Annotated in this window: 30 protein-coding genes and 1 other annotated feature; of the genes, 20 read left to right on the top strand and 10 right to left on the bottom strand. The window is 31.9% G+C overall.

The window, feature by feature from the left end; all coding sequences use genetic code 11:
* Nucleotide 1: 1 nt before the first annotated feature.
* From phnE to M9426_RS05375, 3 genes are read right to left on the bottom strand one after another with little or no spacing between them, the layout of a single operon-like run.
* A complete protein-coding gene (gene phnE, locus M9426_RS05365; protein ID WP_005955513.1) occupies nucleotides 2–823 on the bottom strand; it encodes a phosphonate ABC transporter, permease protein PhnE in 822 nt (273 codons plus the stop codon).
* On the bottom strand, nucleotides 820–1,584 hold the full coding sequence (gene phnC / locus M9426_RS05370) for a phosphonate ABC transporter ATP-binding protein (RefSeq protein ID WP_005955554.1): 765 nt from the start codon (nucleotides 1,582–1,584) through the stop codon (nucleotides 820–822). Before phnC ends, phnE begins: the two co-directional genes overlap by 4 nt.
* A gap of 40 nt (nucleotides 1,585–1,624) precedes the next feature.
* Nucleotides 1,625–2,662, bottom strand: coding sequence for a phosphate/phosphite/phosphonate ABC transporter substrate-binding protein (locus M9426_RS05375; RefSeq protein ID WP_250341556.1), 1,038 nt, complete (start codon nucleotides 2,660–2,662; stop codon nucleotides 1,625–1,627).
* 188 nt (nucleotides 2,663–2,850) lie between these two features.
* Between M9426_RS05375 and rlmD the strand changes: the two genes are divergently transcribed.
* The 9 genes from rlmD to M9426_RS05420 all read left to right on the top strand — a co-directional run bounded on the left by rlmD (nucleotide 2,851) and on the right by M9426_RS05420 (nucleotide 9,239).
* Complete coding sequence (rlmD, locus tag M9426_RS05380) at nucleotides 2,851–4,182, top strand: 23S rRNA (uracil(1939)-C(5))-methyltransferase RlmD (protein WP_250341557.1); 1,332 nt, start codon at nucleotides 2,851–2,853, stop codon at nucleotides 4,180–4,182.
* Nucleotides 4,183–4,218: 36 nt separating this feature from the next.
* The gene (locus M9426_RS05385; RefSeq protein ID WP_250341558.1) at nucleotides 4,219–5,046 is read left to right on the top strand and encodes a hypothetical protein; all 828 of its coding nucleotides are present in this window, start codon (nucleotides 4,219–4,221) and stop codon (nucleotides 5,044–5,046) included.
* Nucleotides 5,009–5,566 (top strand): hypothetical protein, encoded by a 558-nt coding sequence (locus M9426_RS05390; RefSeq protein ID WP_250341559.1) that lies wholly within the window; start codon nucleotides 5,009–5,011, stop codon nucleotides 5,564–5,566. The genes M9426_RS05385 and M9426_RS05390 overlap by 38 nt, the downstream gene beginning before the upstream one ends.
* A gap of 176 nt (nucleotides 5,567–5,742) precedes the next feature.
* Complete coding sequence (locus M9426_RS05395; RefSeq protein ID WP_250341560.1) at nucleotides 5,743–6,273, top strand: HNH endonuclease; 531 nt, start codon at nucleotides 5,743–5,745, stop codon at nucleotides 6,271–6,273.
* 231 nt (nucleotides 6,274–6,504) lie between these two features.
* The gene (locus M9426_RS05400; RefSeq protein ID WP_250341561.1) at nucleotides 6,505–7,362 is read left to right on the top strand and encodes an Abi family protein; all 858 of its coding nucleotides are present in this window, start codon (nucleotides 6,505–6,507) and stop codon (nucleotides 7,360–7,362) included.
* 125 nt (nucleotides 7,363–7,487) lie between these two features.
* Complete coding sequence (locus M9426_RS05405) at nucleotides 7,488–8,156, top strand: ATP-binding protein (RefSeq protein ID WP_250341562.1); 669 nt, start codon at nucleotides 7,488–7,490, stop codon at nucleotides 8,154–8,156.
* Between the two features lie 50 nt (nucleotides 8,157–8,206).
* Nucleotides 8,207–8,632, top strand: a complete 426-nt coding sequence (locus M9426_RS05410) for a hypothetical protein (RefSeq protein WP_250341563.1) — start codon at nucleotides 8,207–8,209, stop codon at nucleotides 8,630–8,632.
* Nucleotides 8,633–8,770: 138 nt separating this feature from the next.
* Nucleotides 8,771–8,911: a hypothetical protein gene (locus tag M9426_RS05415; RefSeq protein ID WP_250341564.1), complete on the top strand. Its 141-nt coding sequence runs from the start codon at nucleotides 8,771–8,773 to the stop codon at nucleotides 8,909–8,911.
* On the top strand, nucleotides 8,901–9,239 hold the full coding sequence (locus M9426_RS05420) for an SdpI family protein (protein ID WP_250341565.1): 339 nt from the start codon (nucleotides 8,901–8,903) through the stop codon (nucleotides 9,237–9,239). The genes M9426_RS05415 and M9426_RS05420 overlap by 11 nt, the downstream gene beginning before the upstream one ends.
* Before the next feature lie 257 nt (nucleotides 9,240–9,496).
* Here the strand turns inward: M9426_RS05420 and M9426_RS05425 are convergent, their stop codons facing one another.
* Entirely contained in the window at nucleotides 9,497–9,763 is a 267-nt protein-coding gene (locus tag M9426_RS05425; RefSeq protein WP_195443904.1) for a type II toxin-antitoxin system RelE/ParE family toxin, read from the bottom strand.
* Complete coding sequence (locus M9426_RS05430; protein ID WP_005955548.1) at nucleotides 9,763–10,020, bottom strand: AbrB/MazE/SpoVT family DNA-binding domain-containing protein; 258 nt, start codon at nucleotides 10,018–10,020, stop codon at nucleotides 9,763–9,765. Before M9426_RS05430 ends, M9426_RS05425 begins: the two co-directional genes overlap by 1 nt.
* Before the next feature lie 147 nt (nucleotides 10,021–10,167).
* Here M9426_RS05430 and M9426_RS05435 point away from each other — a divergent pair, with 147 nt between their 5' ends.
* From M9426_RS05435 to M9426_RS05460, 6 genes are all read left to right on the top strand, one after another.
* Nucleotides 10,168–10,389, top strand: coding sequence for a DUF3784 domain-containing protein (locus M9426_RS05435; protein WP_005955598.1), 222 nt, complete (start codon nucleotides 10,168–10,170; stop codon nucleotides 10,387–10,389).
* A 241-nt stretch (nucleotides 10,390–10,630) separates the two neighbouring features.
* Complete coding sequence (locus M9426_RS05440) at nucleotides 10,631–11,302, top strand: MgtC/SapB family protein (protein WP_250341566.1); 672 nt, start codon at nucleotides 10,631–10,633, stop codon at nucleotides 11,300–11,302.
* A gap of 301 nt (nucleotides 11,303–11,603) precedes the next feature.
* A complete protein-coding gene (locus tag M9426_RS05445) occupies nucleotides 11,604–12,242 on the top strand; it encodes a DUF6796 family protein (protein WP_250341567.1) in 639 nt (212 codons plus the stop codon).
* Between the two features lie 84 nt (nucleotides 12,243–12,326).
* Nucleotides 12,327–13,154 (top strand): class I SAM-dependent methyltransferase, encoded by an 828-nt coding sequence (locus M9426_RS05450; RefSeq protein ID WP_060800622.1) that lies wholly within the window; start codon nucleotides 12,327–12,329, stop codon nucleotides 13,152–13,154.
* A 296-nt stretch (nucleotides 13,155–13,450) separates the two neighbouring features.
* Nucleotides 13,451–14,692 (top strand): DUF2812 domain-containing protein, encoded by a 1,242-nt coding sequence (locus tag M9426_RS05455; protein ID WP_250341568.1) that lies wholly within the window; start codon nucleotides 13,451–13,453, stop codon nucleotides 14,690–14,692.
* Between the two features lie 2 nt (nucleotides 14,693–14,694).
* Nucleotides 14,695–15,006, top strand: a complete 312-nt coding sequence (locus tag M9426_RS05460; protein ID WP_250341569.1) for a PadR family transcriptional regulator — start codon at nucleotides 14,695–14,697, stop codon at nucleotides 15,004–15,006.
* A 505-nt stretch (nucleotides 15,007–15,511) separates the two neighbouring features.
* Here the strand turns inward: M9426_RS05460 and M9426_RS05465 are convergent.
* Genes M9426_RS05465 through M9426_RS05480 form a run of 4 tightly spaced genes read right to left on the bottom strand, consistent with a single transcriptional unit; the run spans nucleotide 15,512 to nucleotide 18,355 of the window.
* Nucleotides 15,512–15,736 carry a hypothetical protein gene (locus tag M9426_RS05465; RefSeq protein WP_250341570.1) on the bottom strand — a complete coding sequence of 75 codons (225 nt, stop codon included), beginning with the start codon at nucleotides 15,734–15,736 and terminating at the stop codon, nucleotides 15,512–15,514.
* Entirely contained in the window at nucleotides 15,720–16,613 is an 894-nt protein-coding gene (locus M9426_RS05470; protein ID WP_250341571.1) for a MetQ/NlpA family ABC transporter substrate-binding protein, read from the bottom strand. Before M9426_RS05470 ends, M9426_RS05465 begins: the two co-directional genes overlap by 17 nt.
* 18 nt (nucleotides 16,614–16,631) lie before the next feature.
* Nucleotides 16,632–17,312: a methionine ABC transporter permease gene (locus M9426_RS05475; protein WP_250341572.1), complete on the bottom strand. Its 681-nt coding sequence runs from the start codon at nucleotides 17,310–17,312 to the stop codon at nucleotides 16,632–16,634.
* The gene (locus tag M9426_RS05480) at nucleotides 17,312–18,355 is read right to left on the bottom strand and encodes a methionine ABC transporter ATP-binding protein (protein ID WP_250341573.1); all 1,044 of its coding nucleotides are present in this window, start codon (nucleotides 18,353–18,355) and stop codon (nucleotides 17,312–17,314) included. The genes M9426_RS05475 and M9426_RS05480 overlap by 1 nt, the downstream gene beginning before the upstream one ends.
* A gap of 57 nt (nucleotides 18,356–18,412) precedes the next feature.
* Nucleotides 18,413–18,659 (bottom strand) — a binding site (T-box leader).
* A gap of 279 nt (nucleotides 18,660–18,938) precedes the next feature.
* Here M9426_RS05480 and M9426_RS05485 point away from each other — a divergent pair.
* From M9426_RS05485 to M9426_RS09285, 3 genes are all read left to right on the top strand, one after another.
* Nucleotides 18,939–19,697, top strand: coding sequence for an SDR family NAD(P)-dependent oxidoreductase (locus M9426_RS05485; protein WP_250341574.1), 759 nt, complete (start codon nucleotides 18,939–18,941; stop codon nucleotides 19,695–19,697).
* Nucleotides 19,698–20,007: 310 nt separating this feature from the next.
* Nucleotides 20,008–20,751: an alpha/beta fold hydrolase gene (locus tag M9426_RS05490; protein ID WP_250341575.1), complete on the top strand. Its 744-nt coding sequence runs from the start codon at nucleotides 20,008–20,010 to the stop codon at nucleotides 20,749–20,751.
* 58 nt (nucleotides 20,752–20,809) lie between these two features.
* Complete coding sequence (locus M9426_RS09285; RefSeq protein ID WP_256466620.1) at nucleotides 20,810–20,935, top strand: hypothetical protein; 126 nt, start codon at nucleotides 20,810–20,812, stop codon at nucleotides 20,933–20,935.
* A gap of 390 nt (nucleotides 20,936–21,325) precedes the next feature.
* On the opposite strand, the gene M9426_RS05495 is transcribed toward M9426_RS09285, so the two are convergent.
* Nucleotides 21,326–22,534, bottom strand: coding sequence for a copper amine oxidase N-terminal domain-containing protein (locus M9426_RS05495; protein WP_250341576.1), 1,209 nt, complete (start codon nucleotides 22,532–22,534; stop codon nucleotides 21,326–21,328).
* 149 nt (nucleotides 22,535–22,683) lie between these two features.
* Here M9426_RS05495 and M9426_RS05500 point away from each other — a divergent pair, with 149 nt between their 5' ends.
* Nucleotides 22,684–23,166, top strand: coding sequence for an acyl-CoA thioesterase (locus tag M9426_RS05500; RefSeq protein ID WP_250341577.1), 483 nt, complete (start codon nucleotides 22,684–22,686; stop codon nucleotides 23,164–23,166).
* An 85-nt stretch (nucleotides 23,167–23,251) separates the two neighbouring features.
* Nucleotides 23,252–24,109 (top strand): hypothetical protein, encoded by an 858-nt coding sequence (locus M9426_RS05505; RefSeq protein ID WP_250341578.1) that lies wholly within the window; start codon nucleotides 23,252–23,254, stop codon nucleotides 24,107–24,109.
* Nucleotides 24,110–24,303 lie beyond the last annotated feature (194 nt).

The following is a 24,303-nucleotide window of genomic DNA, read 5'->3' on the forward strand; positions in this document are numbered from 1 at the left end:
ATTAATTCAACTTTCTTCTAAAGTAGGAGCTGATATTTTCGATGACAAATACTGTTATAAGTAGCATCAAGAGTATCATGCCCACACGGTTGTAGTCTCTCCAGTTAATGTTTTCGTTAATAAGAAGTCCCAGTCCACCGGCACCAACATAACCAAGGATGGCAGCGTATCTCACGTTACCTTCAAAGTTATAAAGGGCAGTTGATAAATAAAAGGGAAGGATCTCTGGCACAATAGATTTGAAAAATGCCATAGTCCTAGTGAAGCCCATGGAGATCATTGCCTCAAAGGCTCCCATGTTAACTGTTTCGATTTGCTCATAAGTTAGCTTTCCAACATAGGAGAAGGAAAATAAAAAAATGGCAACTGTACCAGCAAAGGCACCAAGTCCAAAAATATAAGTTGCTATAAGTGCAGACACAAGTGTTGGAATGGTACGTAGGATTGAGAAAAGTAATTTAACAATCCAGTTTATGACCTTGTTATTTACCATGTTGTTCGATGCCAAGAAGGCAAAGGGCATAGCCAAAACTGCACCCAAGAAGGATCCCAAGAAGGACATCTTTATTGTGTCAAAAAGTGGTCCCACTATTGAAGGGAAGTAGGATGTATTTGGCTTAAACATAGGAGATAAAATGGCAAAGAGCTTGTGAATATTTTTCACAAGGCTTGCCAGTGAAAAATTTGTAACCCTTACAGAAAGGATGGTAAATAGGAGCAAGAGAATAAGTACAGGTATTGTCAAAGTTGGCTTCTCATAGACTTCCTTACCAGACTTTAAGGTATGTTTTTTTGGTTTAAAGATTTTGTAGTAGAGGCTCATACTTCCTCCATTTTTATTTCTTCAAAGGAATCTCCATAAATAGATTTTAAAACTTTGTCGTCCACATCCTTGGCTGGGCCATAATAGATTACTTCGCCATCGCGAACGCCAAGAACTGTTGTGGCATATTCAAGGGCAAGCTCAACGTGGTGGATATTTAATAGGATAGTAATTCCAAGATTTTCGTTAATCTTTTTAAAATAATCCATAACCTGTCTTGCAGTTACTGGGTCAAGACTTGCAACAGGTTCGTCAGCAAGGATAATGCTTGGGTTTTGCACAAGAGTCCTAGCAAGGGCAACCCTTTGTTGTTGACCACCAGATAGGTTGTCAGCCCTTTCAAAGGCCTTGTCAAGGATATCAACTTGTTCAAGAGCTTCAAGAGCCTTTAGCTTACATTCCTTTGGATAAATTCCAAGAAGTGACTGGATGGGATTTAAATCAGGAACAAAGGAAGACATTACGTTTTTAATAACAGAAATTCTCTCCACAAGGTTAAAGGATTGGAAGATCATACCAATATTTCTCCTAAACTTGCGAAGGTCCTTTCCCTTTAGAGATTTTACGTCAACTCCATCAACAGTAAGAGTCCCCGCATTAATGTCGTGCATCTTATTTATAGTTCTAATAAGGGTAGACTTACCAGCACCAGACCTTCCTATTATGGCAACGAACTCGCCGTCCTTAATAGTCAAGTTGATATCTTTTAGGGCCTTAAATCCACCAGGATAAACTTTATCTACATTCTTAAATTCAATCATAATTCTCCTCATAAAAAAGAGCTTCTAATGAAGCCCTTTCTTAATTTTTAAGTTCTCTTAATAATTTTTGTGCTTCTCTTTCACCATCATAGTTCTTGTCATCAGCAGGCTTGTAACCTTCGTGGCTGTAGATAGCAATGATGTCCTTACCTTCTTCGCTTTCACCGATTTCAATGAAAGATTCTTGAAGAGCTTTTTTGAAGTCATCTGTCATAATTTCAGAGTTCTTAGAAACTGAAATTGTGTCGTTGTAAATTTTATCAGTTACACCGATTACATTTGTTTCGTCCCAGATAGACTTAGTCTTGCCAAATTCCTTTTGCCATTTTTCAGCGTTGTCAATTCTCACATCAGAGAAACCTACCATAATATCAACTTGACCAGAAGCAAGTCTTGCCATAGAAGATGGGTAAGAGTCAGCTTGAACAACTGAAGGAAGATCAGTTAGACCCTTTTCATAATTCTTTTGTAGCCATAGGTATGGGTAGATGTAACCAGCAGATGAAGATGATCCCATTACAGACCATTTAGCACTTGCAAGGTCTTCCCAAGTTAATTTTTCTCCATTATTTACCTTTGCAGCAAGTTCTTGACCCTTTGCAGATGGACCAGCGATAATAAGTGATCTGTAGAAGTCAACTTGGTCTTCAGCCTTTTCTGTAGGCTTCTTGTCGTTCCATTCCTTTGGATCTTCAGCATCAATAGAAAGGCCCTTTCTTGTTGCAGTAAGAAGAACTTCAGCACCATCATCGTAGATAGCATAAGTTCCACCAGGGATAAATCCAATATCAACTGAGCCAGCGCTTAGAGCTTCACCAGTTGATTCATAGTTTGTACCAACTGTGATGTCAATGTTCTTAACATCGTAACCTTTTTCAGCAAGCTTAGCCTTTAAGATTTCCTTAAGTGGTTCAGTCTTAGTTACAATTTCGTCTGGTTCTCTTGAAGGAACAAATTGAATTTTTAAATCTTCAATAACATTACCTTCGCCATCAGCTTTTGCCTCTTTCTTGTTACCGCCACAAGCAGTAAGAGTCATTAGCATTGCAAGTAGCAATACCAACCATGATTTTTTCATATAATACCTCCAAAAAATTTTCGTGGGACTCCCCACCAACAAAGTCTTGTCAAATGTATTATACCAAATAAAAGAAAAATATAAATTAAAGACTATAAAAAAATTAAAAATTGTAGCTAATATTTCTTAAGCTATTAAATTGAGGCAATATATTTAATTTGATATAATTTCTCTAAAGGAGTGAAGAAATGAGTATCATAGTTAAAATAGATAAATCAAGATTTCCTAACCTATCAAGAGGAAGCTTTGAAGATAGAGAATACCACTTTAAGGGTGGCATAGTTGGACAAAGAGTTGAGATAAAAGTAAGAGGCAAGAAGTCAAAGAAGGCTAAGCTTCTTAATATAATAGAAAGATCTGACATAGAAATAGAAAGTCAGTGCCCTCACTCTGAAAAGTGTGGCGGATGTAGCTACCAAACCCTAAGCTATGAAGAGGAACTTAAATACAAAAAAGAATTAATAGAAAACTTATTTAAAGAAAATGGAATCGAAAGAGAAATGGAAATTATTCCTTCGCCAGTCCACAAGAACTATAGGAACAAAATGGAATACACCTTTGGCGACGAGTACAAGGGTGGACCCTTGTCCTTGGGACTTCACGTGAAGAATAGATTTCATGAAATCATAAACACCACAGACTGCAAGATTGTTGACGAGGACTTTAACACAATAAGAGAAGAAGTGAGAACTTATTTTGAAGACCTTGGCGAAGTTCAATACAACAGGAAGAGACACGAAGGATTCCTCCGTCACCTCCTAATAAGAAAGGCAACAAAGACGGGAGAGATAATGATTTTACTTTCAACATCAAGTCAAAGCCAGCTTGATGAAGAAGCCTTTATAAAATTTTTACTTGACCTAGACCTCAAAGGCCAAATAGTTTCAATCTATCACGTGAAGAATGATGCACTATCAGATGCCATAGTGCCAGAAGAAATAAAATTAATTTACGGCAAGGACCACATCGAAGAAGAAGTCCTTGGATTAAGATTTAAAATAAGTCCCTTCTCCTTCTTCCAAACAAACACAAAATCAGCAGAAGTCCTCTACAAGATGGCGAGAGAAAAAATCGACGCAAAAGACAAGTTGGTCTTTGACTTATATTCAGGAACAGGAACAATTACTCAAGTCTTGGCAGAGTCAGCAAAAAAAGTTATAGGAGTAGAGATAGTAGAAGAAGCAGTAGAAGCTGCAAGAGAAAATGCAAAGTTAAACGGAATCGACAACGTAGAGTTCATAGCATCAGACGTCTTAAAAGTATTAGACGACCTAGACAAAAATCCAGACCTAATAGTCCTCGACCCACCAAGAGAAGGAATAAATCCAAAAGCCATAGACAAGATAATAGACTTCGACCCAGAAAAATTCTTGTATATATCCTGCAACCCCGTAACCCTAGTCCGAGACCTTGGAGTCTTTAAAGAAAGAAGCTATGAAATAGAAGAACTAGAAATAGTAGACCAGTTCCCAAAAACCTCCCACGCAGAATGTATAACTTTAATTTCTAGGATAGATTAACCAACTACAAAAATTTTTATTTAATAGGGAGTGAATATGGAAGGCAATTTTTTAGAAAATGTATGGATAGATTCAAAGATTATTGAAGATTGTATTATTGATAGGGTTATGAATGTTGGTAAAATTTATGGGCTAAATAGTGCTTATGAAATATGGAATGAAGCAAATAATACTATATTAAATTGTAATGATAATAAAGAAAAGCTAAACCAGGGATTCTTATCTCTTAAAAGAGCCTTTAATGTAACTTCTATGGAGTTAAGAAAAAATTTAGGAATTGATAATATAAAATACAGCTCTAAAAAGAAAACTAAAGATTTTTTAGGAGATTTAGAATATTTTGAAATTATAAAAACACTGACATTAAATAAGTATCTTAATCTTAGAAATCTTATAGAACATGAAAATCATTCTCCACCTTCAGTTGAAGATTGTTTATCTTTATCAGAATATATATGGAATTATATTAGGAATACAGCTAGTATTCTTAATCAATTTACAGAATATATTAGCATTATTAGCGATAATAATAAAATTTTATTTGAATATATTATAGAAGTAAAGAATAATATTTACTTTCCTCATTTGTTTGTTACAGCTTTTGTAGAACCAAAATTTGTTTCATATCTTTATAAAGAGAACTCAATAAATGTAGAAAAAATAAACTTGTTAAACAAGTTTGATTTACAGAAAGAAATAGAGTTTGAAAAAGAATCTGAATATATAGACGATTTAAGTCATATTGCTATTAAAGGAGAAATTCTTAATCAAGATATTATTGCTGAGTACATTAAAGTATTGATTTTACCAGAATATGGAGGTTTAGATGACATATCAATCCAATCAATTTTCTCAAAAGTATGAGATAATTGATTTTGAAATTTTTTTAAAGTCTGATTGTGAATATGATGATATTATGCTGGGAAGAATAGATTTTTTCGAATATTTATGGCAAGACGAGGCAGAAGTTAAAAAGTTTATAGCTAGTATATGCTTTTATATCTTTAATATTTATAATATTGAAGATATGTTATTATTAGCCGATAGTATTTCTGGTGATTTAGAATATGTGGCAAGTGCTTATAACATTTACTGTAATGAAGTTGGAGGAATAGGATCCGTTGCTATAATAGATGATTTCAATCTAATAGATGAGCCGAAAGATTTTTTTGAGAAAACACAAATGATTAAATACTTTTTAGCAAAAACAATAGAGAAATTACAAATAATAGGTACAGGGACATTGCTTTTTATGTCCAAGGCTTTGATTTTAGATCTTAACAAATCAGATAGAATATACTTAATAAATGAATTACTAGATATTAATTGCATACCAATATACCAAGATGAAAGTGATATTGTTTTAGCTAGGAATTTAGTTTAGACATTATAAGCTAAACAAATATTGATTAATGCTAGATATAGGGCTTAAAATAAAATTTATCATATAAAATTATCATATGAAGTGGAAAAAAGACTTAAGTACGAAAATATTTCTAGAAGATTAATCTGTAATATGATTGTAAATGTAAAGTAACATGTAAATAATTGGGAGAAAAGATGACTAAAGAAATTAAAACAACGAAAGAAGAAATCTGTGATTATTGGTTTTCTAGAATTGATGAAAGCAACTTAAGTGTTGATGCATCGGAAGCATTAGAAAGATGTTGGAGATGTGGATCAAAAAGGAGGCTAGAGAGATGTCATATAATTCCAAGATCCTTGGGTGGTGAAGATATTCCACGGAATTATGTCCTACTTTGTAAAAGGTGTCATTTAGAAAATCCTAATGTTTATGACCCTGAAATTATGTGGGATTGGTTAAAAGCATATAAGAAACCATACTATAATACATTTTGGATAAACCGAGGTTTAGAAGAATATGAGAGAATATATAAAAGTAAGTTTAAAGATGACATTGCCATATTTAATGAATTTATAACTGACAAGGAAGTTAAAGAAATTTTAGGAGAAGATATAGGTATCTATGCTACGCACCATTTTGGACAAGCGTATTTAAATTCTTCAACTATAGCTGGACTAATGAGGATTTTAATCAAAAAATTGAGAGAAAAGTATGGAATTGATTGAAAATTAAAGATAAAATTTTTTTATAAGCTAGTATTATAATTAATAACAATTACTCATAATAAATTTGCGATTTGAGCTTAAATTGAATAGCATAGAAGAAAAAATGTAAAATGAGCGCTGATAATAAATTGACAAATTATAATTAATACTATACTATGCAATTAACAGTACCCGACACGCCTCTTAACAATGCGGACCAAGTCGGGTCTTTTGATTATAAGAAGAAATAATTTGAAGAAAACTTATCAAGCTCCTATAGATGTAAGCAAACAAATTGAAAATTTAATATCTTTAGGTTTAGAAATAGAAGATAAAAACTATGCAGAAAGTTTGCTTAACAGGGTATTCTATTATCGACTTATTAAAGCCTATAGTATAACTTTAAAAGAAGATGGAAAGTACATAGATGGAACTACTTTTGAGAATATAGTTGACCTATATTTATTTGATATGGAACTTAGACATATTCTATTTTCGTTGATAGAGTATATAGAAGTTTATTTAAGAGCTGTAATTACTAATTACTTTTCATTAAAATATGGGAATTTTGGATATAAAGATATTAGTAATTACAAGAAAAAGAATTTTCAGAAGAGTACCCTAAAGGAATTAGAAAGAGAGATAAAAAGAAATAAGAAATCGCCCTTTATACATAACTTCAAAGAAAACTATGAGGGTGGAAAGATTCCATTCTATGTTGCAATAGAGGTAGCAAGTTTTGGCACACTTTCTAAATTGTACAAGAATATGGAGAATGAAGATAAGAAAGAGATTGCCAAAGAATTCGAGGTTGATTATATTTATTTAGAATCTTGGATTGAGAACTTGTCTTATGTCAGAAATATATGTGCTCATTATGGTAGATTGTATGGAGCTAAATTAACCAAGACTCCAAAGTTATATAAAGAATATTTAAACCAAGGAATATCTAATAATACTATTTTTGCTAGTAAAATTAATCTTAAGATTCTAGCTGAAGATGATTATTACGATAAATTTCATACAGACTTGTTAGAATTAATTAATAAATATCCATCAGTAGAATTAAAGTACTTAGGGTTTATAGAAAAATGGGCAAACATTATTTAATGATTGCATAATAAGCTAAACAAATAATTATTAAAATGCAGCTCCAAGTGAGCTGTTTTTTATATTATATAGGATGGTATAATAAAATCAGAAAAAGTAATGATGTAGGTGATATTTTGATATGTATGCATAAAATTATAGATTTAATTAACTTAAAACAAGAAGGCAGCTACTGGGATTTTAAGAAAGAATGGTATAAATCTGATAAAAAAGGAAAGCAAGACTTACTTCATGATATTATTTGCATGTCTAATAATTTAGATAGTAGAGATGCTTATATAATAATAGGTGTCGACGAAGAAGATAATTATAATGTTAGAGATATAAGTGAAGACGATGGAAGGAAAAACACTCAAAACATAGTTGATTTTCTAAAAGACAAAAAATTTGCGGGTGGTTTAAGACCAACGGTATATGTAAAAAGCTATCAAATATTAGGTAAAACAATTGATGTAATAGTGATATTGAATGACAATAACACACCATATTATTTGGCAGATAACTTTCAGGGAATTAGAGCAAATTATATTTACACGAGAATTCAAGATACTAACACGCCTATAGATAGATCAGCAGATTTAGATAAAGTTGAATATTTGTGGAAAAAACGATTTGGACTAACTCAAACAGTTTTAGAAAGATTTGAGATTTATCTTGAGGATTATGAAAATTGGAATGATGGTCCATATGGTGAAATGCAAAAGTACTACAAGTATTTTCCAGAGTTCACTATTGAATATGAGAGTGCTAGAGACGAAGGAGATGGATACAGATATTATTTTTTTCTCAAGTAGATTCAAGGCCACATTGGTATGATATAAAATTTAGATATCATCAGACACTATTGAAAGAATTAGGTGGGGTTGCTTTAGATGGAGGCAGGTATTTTACGCCTTGCCCTGAAATAGATGGAATTACATTAGACAAAAACAATAGCTTTAGTTGGGATTTTTCATATAGATATTTTACGAAAGGAACTTTTCTTTATAAGTTAAATCAGTTTTTCTATTTTCAGGAAAGCTTTAGTGATAAGTTTTCTAGAGACAGATTATTTGAAGTTGTACTATTATTTGAATCAGAAGAAGAACGCATAGAATTTAAAGAATTTATTAGGAATAATTGGTATAAGAGAAATGAATATTTAAAAAATGTATATGTACCAAATATTCCGAATTTCCATCAATACAAAGAGGGGGCATTTGTTGATGAATATGAAAATGCAATAGTTTTAAATAAAATGTTAAAAGAATTTAGAAATAGTTCAGAATAAATATATCCCCACATACGAGGCTTTTGAAAAATATCAAATTTTATCCATACTGACTACTCAAGCTACGCAGAGTGTATAAGTTTAATTTCTAAGATGGATTAAAAAACTACAAAAATTTTTATTTAATAGGGAGTGAGTATGGAAGGCAATTTTTTAGAAAATGTATGGATAGATTCAAAGATTATAGAAGACTGTATGATTGGTAGGGCTGTAAATGTTGGTAAAATCTATGGGTTAAATAGTGCTTATGAAATGGGAGGATTTAAGTATGAATTTTGAAGAAGTTGTAATTAGTTTATTACCTATAACATGGTTGCTTTTGTCTTTTTTTTATAAGTATAGAGCAAATGGAAATATCAGTAAGCATAGTGGATTTAGGACAGCATTAAGTATGAAATCAAAAGAAAACTGGAAGTATGCACATAAGTATGCAGCTAAACTTTTGCGCATATATGCTATATTTCTTATATTATTAAATATTATAGTAATAGTTAGTAATAGTTTAAATAATACAACTATGACAGTCATAGTTGTATTGCAAATGCTGTTTTACTTCATTATTGGATATAGAGTTAATAAGGATTTGGCGAAAAAAGAAAATGGTTAGGATCTATTAAAAATTTAAAGATTAGCTATCATGGGTTAAGAAAAAAATCGCAAATAATTACTTCTTTGATTTAAGATACATAAAATAAGCATAGAGATTAGGCTTAAGAATTATTTATACTGTTCTCTCAAATCATGCAGAATGTATTACATTGTTGTTAAGAAAATAGAGGCATTAAAATAAAAATCGGGTGACGCATAAATGCATCACCCGCAAAACTTTCGTTTTCAATTCGTATTTTCATTATAATACTATTTTTAAAACTTGTCCAGGATATCGTGGTGTCCAATATCTAAAAGAAATATCAACTCATTATTTTCATAAAACCAAATAATTCGAATATCCATGTTAATAGAAGACTCGCATATTCCATCTGAACCTTGTATTTTCTTGGTTCTTAAAGATGGATGAGTAGGATTTTCTACGAAAAACTTAATTTTCTTTTTAGTTTGTTTCTTTTCAGTATCAGATAGTTTTTTATAATGTTTTTTAAAGGCTTTCGAATAAGTAATTTTATAGGACATTACTTATCTAACTCCTCAAATAGAGAGTCAATGGAATCAAAGATTGGCCTTTCTCCATTTTTTATAGATTCTTTAATTTCTTTTACTTCAGCTTTTAAATTTTTTATGACATGCTCTGGATAGATTGCAACTGGAACAAGTATGATCTTTCCATTGTCTTCTGTGACTTCAAATTGGTCGCCTTGATTTAATTCCATAGAGTTTACTATGTCTTTTGGGATAGTGACTTGTGATTTAGCTTTTAGTTCAACTAACATAACAAAACCTCCTTAGTTAGAAATTCATACTTTCTAACTAAATTATATTTTTGCCTAAGAAAAAAGTCAATAGAAGTAGTGGAATTCATTGTAGTAAAATTATTGCAAAATACTTGTCCAGCTAAGAAGTTTTAAGAGAGGTGGTTTATGACTTTATTAAAAATAATACTTATCCTAGTAGGACTAGCTTTTATTATTTTTGGTTATTTAATATATTTTAAAGAAAAATACAATTTGATTAATGGCTTTGAAGGGGATTTTAAATCTGGAAGAAAAACAGAGTCCTATGCTAAGAAGGTGGGATTAATAGAGCTTATTATTGGAATTATTTTTGTTTTAATTGGAATTGCTGTGATTATAATAAAATAATCGCCGCTAGTTTATACTTCGAGACCTATGAATAGAAAAGTTTACTTGTTATACTTAGTTATAATACAATCTATGAAGTATGCATTATTCTTCTAACTTGCATTGAATATTTTATCTTCATAGCAATTATATATTTAATAAGTTTCGCAAAGTTAATAAGTCGAAGGGACAAAAATTATATTTTCAATAAAAATTATAAAACTTATTTTAATATATTGAGTCTTATATAAGGGGGGATAGAATGGATATATTTTTAGTGACAGTTAGAATTTTGTTAGCGGCCTTTCTAGGAGCTATTATTGGCATAGAAAGGGAAACTAAGAAGAGGGCGGCTGGTTTTAGAACCCATATTATTGTTAGTGTTGGCGCCTGCTTAATTATGCTTATAGGAATAAATGGATTTGGAAAAATATCTGACAATGTAGGGCAAGATACTGCACGTCTTGCAGCTCAAGTTGTAAGTGGGATTGGTTTCTTAGGTGCAGGCACTATACTCCAAACCAAGAACAGGGTGTCAGGTCTTACCACAGCTGCGACCCTATGGCTATCTGCAGCTATTGGACTTGCAGTGGGTATTGGATTTTATGAAGGAGCAGTAATAGCAACTGTAATTTGCCTCGTGACCTTGATATCATTAATGGGTGTTAGTGATTTTATAAATGATAGGACAAGAAAGTCTTACATAATGTTATTTGATACTAATAATTATGATGAAGAGAGCCTTCTAAACTTTGCTTCGAAAGAGGGCGTTGAAGTTAAGAAATTTGATATAATTGATGAGGACATAGATGATAAATTAATGATTAAAGTAACCTTGTATTTCCACAGAAATTATAATATAGATAAATTTTTTAAAAAATTAGAATCAGACTATCATTTGAAGTCAGTAAAGTTGAGTAAGCAAAGAAGTTAAGATAAAAATTTTTACGAGTTGATTGAAAATAAAGTAATCAATGAATAAGAGTAAGGCAAAGCATCCACTTGTGTGGGTGCTATTTTTATTTTTAAAATTCATATTGATAAGATCCAAGCTTTATCCTTACATTAAAATAAAAATTTAAAACTCATTTAAGATCATTAGACCTTAAAGAAAAATAAAAAACAAAAATCATAAGCTAAGTATATTCTCCTAGTTTTCTAATAGATTTTAATTTTTTCAAGTTGTATAATTAAGGCGAAAATAAGTAGCATTTAAAGTTACAAAGGAGTTTTTTATGAACTTACATACCTGCATCTTAATTGGTCTCTTGGGATCTATCACAATGTTTATGGGGGATATGTTCCTCTACTACGATCGCAAAGATTATGATAACAAGAACAAGGTAAATAGCATAATTGAAATAATGAAAAAGCTCGGCACAAAGAGATTATATCTGGGTGGCATCTTAGGACCTCTAGGATCATTTTTATATTTGCTTGGATCCTATCACATGATCTTAGCCAGCCAAGAAAAATTTTTAAAACTTGCTTGGATTTTATTTTTAATAAATTCTTTTGGAATAATTTTTGGGGGAGCCTATCATCTTCAATTTGCCTACCTGGGTCTCTTGTCAAGACACGAGGGCAAGGAAGCCTTTGATGAGTTTTTAAAATTTTTAAAATTTCAAGCCAAGTTAGTTTTTGGATTTATGGGTCTTGGCAACTTAGGTCTTGCAATAATGATTCTTTTTGGCTTGACGATTTTTCCAAGCTGGCAAGTCTTACTCACTCCCTTAGTTCTTGTTACTCTAACACCACTTCTTGGTAAATTGCCAAGAGGTCTACACATGATTATCTGTGGTGGCTGGTTCAATTTAATTTATTTTATTTACTACTTATCTTTATTTATAAACCATACTAATATGAATTTATAAGATTATAAAGTAAAGGGTTAGAATCATTATTTTAGTTGATAAAGGGGAATTTTATAAAATTTATTATTTAAAGGAGGAATGTTTATGAAACAATCAAATTTTATTGATAACAAGAAAACAAAGCCTGACTATAGAAACTGGGTTCCTGTAAGTTTACTTAGGAATTTCATCGGAGGGACTATAATTACTTTTATTCTCTTTATAATTTTCGCAGGGACAGACCTTGTTTTCAGTGGAAGTCTTAGGATTATCTGTGGAATTATTTTAGGAATTGGAGTCTTAATACTTCTATTTTCTTCAATTATGCTTTCCTTTATGTATCGAAGCTTTGACTATAGGGGTAAGAGGAAACTCGCCAAAACTATTATAGAAGGTGTGGCTCAATATGTTGAGATACCAGATGGTGGAGTTGGACTAGATGTAGGATGTGGCAGCGGTGCACTTACCATAGCTTGTGCAAAAAGAAATCCAAAAGCGACCATGGTGGGCTGCGATATTTGGAGCGGTTCATACAAAGTGGAGTTTTCTAAAAAGATTTGTGAATACAATGCAAAGGCTGAAGGTGTTTCTAATGTGAGATTTGAAGAGGGCAATGCAGTGAAACTTCCCTTTGAAGATGAAAGCTTCGATGTGGTGACAAGCAACTACGTTTATCACAATATAATGGGACATAATAAGCAGAAATTACTATTGGAAACTTTGCGTGTTCTTAAAAAAGGTGGCGTTTTTGCCATACATGATTTGATTAAGAAATCAAATTACGGAGATATAGAAAAATTTATCGAAGAACTTAAAAAAGAAGGATACAAAGATATAAAACTAATAGACACAACAAGGGGAATATTTATTGACCCCAAGGAAGCTAAGTTGTTAGGCCTTTCTGGTTCAAAAATTTTTATTGGAAGGAAGTAGAAATATAAAAGTAATTATTATTAGGCTAGAAGACTTTTATAAGCTTAAAGCTTATGTGGAATAAGAAGCTTAAGGATAGCGGCAATTAACCATGGACTTGTTAAAACAAGAAGTCATATAAGGATAAGGCCTTTAAGATTTTAAATCTTAAGGGCCTTGTTTTTTACAAAAATTATTTTTACAGAATTTTGATAAAGAGAAGGAAAAATCTCTAAAAAATTTTAAATTTATTGACATCTATCGAGACTCGATATACAATTCAATTATCGATAGTCGATACTAAAGGAGGTAAGATTATGTTAAAGGCAAGATACTTAACTTATACAAACTTTGGACTTTTTGAAAAGTGGTATGAAGATATGGCGAAGGAAGGCTGGCAAATTGAAAAAATAATTTTGCCCTTCATCCACAAGTTTAAAAAAGCTGCACCAGAAGATGCCAGATATAAAATTTCAATTGCACCTAACGAAGGATCTTTTTCTGCCTTCTCAAAAGATGAATTAAGGGACTTTGATGAGATGGCAAAAGACCTTGGTTGGCATCTTGTAGACAGGACCTTCAACGTAAATATCTATAAGCTTGATGAAGGAAGCCGAGACTCCCTTTATAATGATGGAAAAGACGAAATTGAAATTTTAAAGAAGGGCGTGAGGGGCGAAATAATTTCTCTTAGCATAAATTTCATTGTTTTTGCCTTTCTATCTTTCTTTTTAATTTCTCAATTTTTATCAAGTGACATATTTTACTCCAACTACACAATATTTATGGGTCCGGCTGTTATTTTATTCCTTCTTTTGGATGCCTTGGCTCTGGGAGATTATATATTTTTTAAAAATAGAAATAGAGACGCTAAAGATGTAAATGAAATAAAGTTTTCAAGACTTACTTTTTCTAAGGCCTTTGTCTTAATATTTTATATTGCACTTACTTTAATAATACTTGCATTTACATCAGGCTTTTTGCTTCCTAGCGGAGATTCAAATTCTTTTGTAATGCTAATAAGTTTGCTGCCAACTCTTATTATGCTTTCTTTTATTTATTTATATCGCAAAAAAATTAAAGCCATGAACATAAAAAGAGGCGGGAAAAAATTTATTTTAATATCAATGGTAATTTTAATTTCGATAATTACCAATGTATTTACATTTACCCTAATCGATAAATTATCAACTGCTAATGAAGTTGAAAGCCAAGTTGTGGGAGATTTTGTTATAACTAGGGAAAGAAGAAGTTTCCTAACAGAAAGCTGCGATTATTATTCATCAGAAAAAAATAAACTTGGCATAAGAAAGACTGTGGTAAAGTCACAGGACCTTGCAGGTAATTTATTTGAAAGAATATTAAAAAATTCTATGAAGCACCCTTATAGGGCTGAATTTGTTAAGGACATTTCAGAGGATTATCCCTATGATAAGACTTATATCTTATCTGCTGAAGAAGACTATTTGATTTTATATAAGAATGTGGTCTTAGAAGTAAATGGGAACTTCCAAGATGAAAAGGTCCAAGAAGAGATTGCAAGGATCCTGGAGGTGTAAGCATGGCAAGAGATCAATTCCAAACCCTAACAGAGCCCATGTACTACACCCTCTTGGCTCTGGACCAAGTTAGAAATGGGGCAGAGATAACAGCCTGGGTAAGTGAAATCACAAGGGGAAGAATAAACTTAGGACCAGGAACCCTCTATGCCCTCTTGGCTCAATTCTTAGAAAATGATTTTATCACAAGAGTCGAAGTAGACAAGAAGGGAAAATATTACAAGATAACCGATGAGGGACGAGAACTTCTTGAGGAAGAAGTGAAGAGACTTAGACTATTAATAGATAACTACGAAAATTATTTTCATGTGTGATGCTTATAAATAATTCTGGGAAGCCTACTAATTGATGGAAATTATTTCGGATATGAGAGAAAAAGACTAGCCTTATTAAAAAATATATGAAATAAATTAAGACATAATAAAAATTAAACTAAGGGAAAAAACAAAGGCCCTCCCTATCTAGGAGGGAGTTTTAGGTGGATTCCACTTACAAGGGGAGCACAAAAAAATTAAATGGACAAGGCAGGAGAAAACATTTAATTTGTTTTATAGTTATGTTTGTTCTTATGGCTATTTTCTTAAGATAAGCTTTTAAGCGTCCAGAGGCAAGGATTAGGATGCCAGTTGCTGTCCCACACATTTTTTATATTATATGAATAGGAATCGTTACTTGTCTTGTAAAATTTTTTAAAAGTAAACAATATATTGAATGGTATAACAAATACAGGATTAAAACAAAATTAAGGGGAATGTAATCTATAATTTATAGGTTACATTCCCCTTAATATAATATTAAATTTGTTCCGTGTTTACGGGTTCATTTCACTTTTACATGCTCCCATACTTTAGAACTTCCAATTACTCCAATTTTTACAGATTCGTCTGTTGTAGTAGTTTCTGTGCTATTTTCTTTTTCTTCTACATTTGTAGTAGTTTCTTCTTGTTTATTAACTTCTGCCTCATTATAGTTCCACATCCAGTAAGGATTGTAACTAAGGCTAAAAATAAAATACCTTTTAGTTTTTTCAGTATTTTTCTCCAATGCCCCATGCTGGGAAGACTACAGGTGTTTCTTTTTTTCTAAGTTTGATTACTTCATCACTTTGGTATAACTCTACTATTCGTTTGTAAATTGGGTTATTTTCTTCACCTTCTCTAGCTACTATTACGTTAATGTATGGGTTATCTGGTTTGATATCATCCGCACTATTTAAGTCAAATGCTAATGAATCTTCAATTGGTCTTAGTCCTGCATCTGATGCTTGTCCTGAGTATAATGCTACTAGTTCTACTTCATCTAGAGCTGATTTAATATTAGCTGAGTTAAACTCTAGAATCTTAAAGTTTCTTGGATTTTCTATATCTTTTAGAGTAGGTGTGTATCCTGCATCCTCTGGCACTTTAATAAGTCCTATTTTATCTAAAAGGTTTAATGTTCTACCAGCGTTTGTAGCATCTTCAGGAATAACTATTGTATCTCCATCTTTTAGCTCTTCTATAGATTTTATTTTTTTAGAATATACTGCAATTGGTCCAATAAATGTGTTTCCGATAGGGTTTATTTTGTAACCAAGTTGTTCTTTTTCTCCATTTAGGTAAGCTACGTGTTGGAAAGAGTTTAGATCAATTTCTCCAAGATCTAAGGCAGCGTTTGGTAGAGTATAGGAATCAAACTGCACTAGTTCTATATCGATACCTTCTTTAGCAGCTTCAGTTTTAACATAATCCCATTCTTTACTATCGCCAATAATACCAACTTTTACTTTTTTATCTTTTGTTTCTTTATTTTCTTTAGTTTCTGAAACTTTATTTGTTGCTTGTTCTTTATTTTCTGCATTTTGTTTTTGGTTATTATTTCCACATGCTGTAAATAATAAAAGCGATAATCCTATAATTAATATTGAATATAATTTTTTCATTTGTTTTTCTCCTTTAAATTAATGTGTAGTTTTCTTTATTACTCTATTTCCGGTAAACTGAATTATTGTTACAAATATTAAAATCAGTATTACTGAAACGTAAGTTATATCGGTAAAATGTCTATTGTGACCATATCTTATTACAAAAGCTCCTAGGCCACCTCCGCCAACAGCTCCCCCCATTGCAGTAAGGCCTAAAAGACTTATAGCTGTAATTGTTGTGGCTCTAGCTATATCTGGGATACTTTCTCTTAGATATACTCTAAAAATAATTTCTAAAGGTGAAAGTCCCATTGATTGTGCGGCTTCTACAACACCTTTATCAACTGATGATAATGCTAAATCTACTTGTCTTGTAAAAAATGGGACACATCCCATTACAAGAGGGAAGATTGCACCTTTTACTCCAATGAATGTTCCCATTATAATTCTTGTAAGTGGTATCAATAAAGTTATTAAAATTACAAATGGGATAGATCTAAAAACATTTACTATTGTAGCTAATATGTTATTAATAAATTTATTTTCTAAGATATTTCCTTCCCTTGTGACTACTAAGATCGTACCTAATATAATTCCAAATATAAAAGATAATATTCCTGATGCAAATAGCATTATTAGTGTTTCTTTAATACTAACTACAAATTCATCTAAATAATAAAATAAATTTGGTGTGTACTGTTCCATTAATTGTTCCATTAGTTCACCTCCCTTTCTTTAATTATTTTAGTTGATATACCGTTACTGTTAAGATATTTAATAGCTTCAAGCTGATTTTTTTCTTCTCCCTTAAATAAAACTATAAGAGATCCTACAATTGTGTTTGTAATAACGTCTATATCACCAAAAAGTATACTTACATCTAAATCAAAATTTCTAGATATATATGAAACTGTGGCATCCTTAGTGTCTGAACCAGAGAAATCTATTCTAATAATTCTGTCGTTTTTTGTAGTCTCGACTAATTGAGATTTTTCTAAAATCAACTCATCAACTTTTGATAGGTTAGAGGTAGTAGCTATAAAATCTTTTGAGATTTCTGCTTTAGGTTTTCTAAACACTTCTAAAACATTATCACTTTCTACGACTTTACCACCTTCCATTATTGCTACTCTGTCACATATTGTTTTTATAACGTCCATTTCGTGAGTTATTATAACTATTGTGATTGCTAGAGTTTTATTTAAATTTTTTAAAAGCTCTAGTATTGATTTAGTAGTTTTTGGGTCTAATGCTGAGGTAGCCTCGTCACATAGTAGAATTTTTGGTTTTGATGCTAGTGCTCTAGCTATTGCTACTCTCTGTTTTTGACCACCTGAAAGTTCTGATGGATATTTATAAATCTCTCTTTCTATTCCTACGATCTCAGCTAGCTCTTTTACTCTGGCTTCAATTTCAGATTTTGATAATGATGTGTTTTTTAAAGAAAAAGCTATATTATCAAATACTGAAATCGAGTGAAGTAGGTTAAAGTGCTGAAATATCATACCGATATTTTTTCTCTCTTCTCTTAGCTCTTTTTCACTTAGAGTTGTTAGATCAACCCCATCAATTATGACATTTCCTGAATCAGGTTTTTCTAGTAGATTTATACATCTTACTAGAGTAGACTTACCAGCTCCTGAATACCCTATAAACCCGAATATTTCTGAATCATTTATTGTAAGCCTTACGTCATCGACAGCTTTAATAAAATAATCTCCGCTTTTAAAAGTTTTAGTTACATTCTTAAGTTCAATCAAATTTTACGTCCTTTCATATCTATTTTCTTCCCTAAAATAAAAAAAGCTTCCGTCCCCAAAAAGGACGAAAGCTATGCTTACGTGATACCACCTTAATTTATCTTTTTATTACTAAAAAGACCTCAATAGGATACTCTTAATATAGATCATATCCCTTCTTCTGTAACGGGAAGTCCCGTATAGTTCTAATATCGAACTATCTCATCAGAGACCATGTTCATCAACTCTTCTTTTAGTTTCTCTCATCACCCGAAACTTCTCTGTAAAAAGTCCTTTTGACTACTCTTCTCTTCGTATAATTTAGAATATGTTTTAAATAATACTAAGTTAAAATATGCTTGTCAACAATTTTTTTTAAAATTATTGTATAATTTTTTAGGAAAAGGAGAAGCTTACTAACAGAAAGCTGCGATTATTATTCATCAGAAAAAAACAAACTTGGCATAAAAAAGACTGTTGTTAAGTCACAGGACCTTGCAGGCAATTTATGAGAAAGAAAAATAATAAAAAGTAAAATAATATAAAAAAGCAACTTATAATTTGTTACAATGGTATTATAATAAAGCAAATAAAGGAGGATATTATGAGATTTGAAAATAAGGTTCTTGTTATTACAGGAGCATCATCTGGTGTAGGAAGAGCTGCCAGCCTTATGGCGGCAAGTGAAGGGGCAAAAGTTTATTCCTTTGCAAGAAGAAAGGAAAAGTTGGAAGCTCTAGCTGAAGAAGCAAAGTCCTTGGGCTACAAGGGAGAAATAATTCCTGTTCCAGGTGACGTGTCTAAGCAAGAAGAAGTGGATAGACTTTTTGAAAAAGTAAAAAATGAAAATGAAAAGCTTGATGTCCTCATTGCCAATGCGGGCATAATGGATAAGTTTGAACCTGTAACTCACTGCCAAGAAGAAACTTTTGACAGGATCTTTGAAGTTAATGTAAAGGGATCCTTTAGACTCTTTAAGGCTGCTATCCCTCTAATGAAAGATGGAGGTTCAATTGTTGCAACAACATCAATAGCAGGTGTAAGAGGCGGCAAGGCAGGAGTTGCTTACACAATGTCCAAGAGTGCCATCCATGGTCTAGTGAGAAACACTGCTGCTATGTATGCCAATGACAAAATTCGCTGCAACGCTGTAGCGCCTGGTGGCATCGCAACAGAAATCCTAGAAAATCTTAATGATGTTGACGAAAAGGGAATTGAAGTCGTAATGAGGGGACCAAAGCTTGACAAGATGGTGGCAAGCGCAGAAGAAATTGCTGCAAATCTTCTCTTCCTTGCATCAGACCAAGCATCTAATATCAACGGACAAATTTTAGTTTCAGACGGCGGACTTACTAACATGTAATTAGATTTTGAATTTTAAAGGTTCATGCAAGATTTTTGCATGAATCTTTTTTTATTTAAAGACAAGCTTAGGAGGCTTTTAATTATCTAACTACAGATAGGAAAAGGGGCAAGTATAAATTAATAGTCAAAGAACTAAGCTACTTTGATAAGCCTAATATTTTGCTAACAAGATAGAGGTTGCAAGCATATGTACTAGATTGAAAATATTTTTCATTTAACATATAATTCCCTTAGAACTTTAGCAATATTTTAAAGCAAGTCTATCTAGTTAAGAGGAGACATAAAAAATTTTAGCAAGGGTTAGGTAAATGGATTTTATAGAAGTAAACAAAGAAAATAAAAAGACAATACTACTTATACATCCTCTGGGATTTAATGCAGAGGCCATGAAAAATTTAATAGCTGATAAGTTGCCAAGTGATTATAGATATATAATTCCAGAACTCGCAGGTCATGGCAAGTCGAAGGAAGTATTTAAGTCGACTGAGATTGAAGCGAAAAAAATTGAAAACTACCTATTAGAAAAGGGCATAAGAGAAATAGACTTAGCCTTGGGGGCATCCTTGGGCGGACTTGTTCTCTTGAACTTATTAAATTCAAAAAAAATAAAATTTAATAAGTCAATATTTGAAGCTTGTTCCCTGTCAGAAGGATCCAAAATAAAGGAAATTTTGGCTAGAAAGTTTGTAATGGATAAGCAAAAGAAGGCTCTTAAAGATAGGAAGTTCGCCCTAGATGAAATTGAAAAATTTTATGGCAAGCAGTGGAGCAATATTATTGCAGACACTCTTATTGGCATGGATAAAAAAAGTGTGACCAACCTTGTCAAGACTTTTGTTTATGTAAAAGTCCCTAAGCTATCCAAGGCAGACCAAGAAAAATGTATTTTTTGTTACGGGTCAGAAGAATTTAATTTAAAGGAATCAAAAAAGATAATTGAGAAAAAACTTCCCAATGTAAAAGTAAAAATTTGGAAGGGCTACAATCATTGCGAAATCCTAGCAAGGAATAACTCATACTATTGCAGATTTTTAGAGGGCGAGTTAGGCTAAAAAGCAAAAGGAAATACATAGAAAATTATAGGCAGAAAAAACATAGGCTGAGAAAAAGTTGGAAAACTTAAATTACGTCTATGAAAAGGGAATGGGACTTGTAATGAGGGGACCAAAGCTTGACAAGGTGCTGGCAAGCCCAGAAGAAATTGCTGCAAATCTTCTCTATCTTGCATCAGACTGAGCATATAACATAAAGGGACAAATTTTGCTTTCAGGCAGCGGACTTACTAATATGTAAATTAATAGTCTGATAGATTTAATTCTTAAACAAAAATAAAATTTTAAAAATTCGCAAGTCTCACATGAAAGAGATTTGTGAATTTTTTTGTTTTCTAGTAAGTTATTATTTAATTAACAAAGGAGAATTGGGTGGCAAGATACAGGGTGCTTCTTTGCCATAGGAATCAGAGAAAGAGATTAATAATAAGGAAATTGCGAAGAGAGTTGACGACCTATTTTTCTGTTTGAAAGTTTTACTTGATGGCTTGATTAATTTTTTTTACAAAATAAAAAAAGCAAGATACTAAAATTTTAATTAATATCTTGCCTTATTTTTAAAAATTATTATTTATTATTGATTGAATGAGTTGTTGGTAAATCCATTCATTGTATTCTCAGCGGATTGAGTTTTTATTTTCATTTTATCTAAAATGATTTTTGCCTTTTCTTCGTAGACATTCCTATGAGCCATATCGTATTGAACATCCCTTGCGTCAAAAGTTTGAACTATCATGTTTCCGTTTTTTGTTATTTTACTATTTTCTTCGAGTAACTCTTTAGCTTGTGAAATACTTCTAATGAAGCCACCATATTGTTTATAATTATCTATATCATAAAAAGAAATTCCAGAATCGAAGAATTCAAGTTGAAATTTATTAAGATCTTTTTCAGGTATTTTTATAGATAGTTTTGGGTTTCCAAAGCTATAGACAAATTCGCCGTCAATAATATCAGCTTTTACAGAAGAAAATTCAGGTATTTTATTTCCACAAGGAGCAACTATAATCCTATCCATTAAATCATAAGATTTCATCATTTCGTCATATAGCTTTCCAGATGATTGAATAAAATCTTCAACTAAAATTTTTCCAATGAAATACTTTGAACCAGAAATAAGAGTTGTTAAAGTATAATCATCTTCATTTATTTCACTTCTAAAGATATATGTTCCAAGGTATCCCAAATCTTCATATCCAAGTTTTTTTCCAGCTTTGTTTACTTCTTTTGAGTAAACAGCAATTCCCTTTTCAAATTGGCTAGGTCTAAATTCAATTTTATCTTCAGAATTTTTCGGAAGGAATAATTTGAAACCAAACTCTGGGTATTCTTTTACCTCGTAATTAGACTTTTGAACTTTAGGAAATACGGCGGGCTTTTTGCCAATGTAAACAGACCTAGAATCATTGTCCCAGCCAACTTCTTTGCCAAAGTTTTCGGAAATAAATCTAAGAGGGACAAAAGTCCTATCATTATTTATAAAAGTCTTGACATCCATTTGACTTGTTTTGCCATCTTTCTCGTACTCGCTTGAGTCAACTTTTAAGTTAAGCTCATGAGAATCATTGGAGATTTTAATTCCCTTGCTTTCTTTAAAATAATCTACTTTGTAGCCAAGATTTTCAGAAATAAATCTAAGAGGAACAAAAGTCCTAGAGTCTTTTATTATTACATCAGCCTTTTGAATTTGTCCGTCGATAAATAAATTGGGACTAGATGTAGCAAAGACACTGCTTGGAAGTAGACTAAGAGCTAACATGCCAATAAATAATTTTTTGTTCATAACAATCCTCCTTTTTATTAGATTATAGCATAAAAGAAAGAAAGTATTCTTTTGGAAAATTTGAAACGCAACAAATAAATTATGAAAAGAGAAAAGTAATCATAAGTGTGATAAAATAAAATTACAAATGAGATTACAAGGGGGATATTATGTCAGATAATAAAAAAATTGCCATTCAAGAAACTTACGGCGAAAGATTTCAATACTGTTGGGGTTGTGGACCAAAGAACCATGAGGGAATGCACCTAAGATCTTATCCATCTGAAGATGGAAGTGATTGCATCGCTAAGGTTACTCCTGATTCAGTTTACACTGGTGGAGTTCCTGCCAACCTCTTTGGTGGAATGATTGCCATGATCTTCGACTGCCACGGCACTGCTTCTGCTGCTTGGTTTAAGCACAGAGACCTTGGCCTTGAACTTAATGAAGACACAGTTATTGGTAGATTTATAACGGCAAGACTTGAAGTGGACTTCAAAAAGCCAACTCCAATGGACAAGGAAGTTACAGTTACTGCTACTGCTGAAGAAATTGGTGAGAGAAAGGTAATTGTAAACATGGTAATGGAAGCTGATGGCGAAGTTCGTGCTAAGGCAAGGATGGTTGCTGTTGGTGTAAAAGATAATATGTAAATTATTAGGAGACAAGTTCTCCTAATTTTTTTGCAAATTTTTTTGAATTACTTATAATGTAAGAAAAGATTATTAGGAGGAGCCTATGACCTTAAAAGATAAAAAATTTTTATATATTTTTCTTTACTTACTTTCCTTTGGGCAAGTCCTTGGGGCCTTAATTTTCGTGAATAAAATTGAATTTATTCCAATTATCAACAACGTCCTACTTGGTCTTAGCTTTTTAGTTTTCTTTGGCCTACAAATTTTATCCATTTATAAGATTTTAAATTTTAAGTTTAACAAGTACTTAAAGGTCCTTGTGGGTCTAATCTTAATAGGACTTTGTATCATCTCAATGGCTTATATACTTATGGCATTTGCTTTTGCTGGCAAAGAAAATCGACAAGTTGCCTATGATAATGAAAATTTTTACATCTTAAATGTTGGCTGGTTTGACCCAGTTTATGAAGTCTACAGAAAAAACTTCATCACCATGGATAAGCTAAGTGAAGATGAAATTAAAAATACCTTTGCTGATTTAAATAAGATTGAGGACGATGATGCAAGGGATATTTTAAAAATTTTGATTTATGGAAGGGAAGGCCTTGATGGTGAGAGACCAGAGGAAGAAAATAAAAATCAAGATTTAAAGGAAGTAAAAGATAATAAGGAAGAAGTTTTAAAAAACTTTGAAGCCTCTGACGCCATAAAGATAGAAAATTCTGACTACGGTCTCTTAGAAGTTGACAGGGCAGGGGCAAGGTCACGCTGGTTCCTCGTAAAAATTTCTGGCGACAAGATGAAATTTTTATCTGAACTTGAAGAAACAAGTCCAAAAGCTTCTGGAAGGATGGATAAGGATGGCGTCATCCATTTGGAATTCAATGACATAAATAATAATAAGACCACTTACATTTCAAAAGATGGTGGAAGGACCTTTGAAAAAATAAAGAGTCAGTGATGGAAATCACTGATTTTTTAATGGAAAATTTATCCTAAGAAGAGCAACACAAGAGGAATTCATCTAAAATAAAAGTTAGTAGAGGAAGTTATACTAAATAATTCTCAATAAAGAAATATAGACGAGGCAAGAGTTAGGTCACTGGGAGGCAGATGTAGTAGAGTCAGACAGACTAGATCATGAAGGGGAAAGCG

The organism is Peptoniphilus genitalis (assembly GCF_023614525.1).
GTDB lineage: Bacteria > Bacillota > Clostridia > Tissierellales > Peptoniphilaceae > Peptoniphilus_A > Peptoniphilus_A genitalis.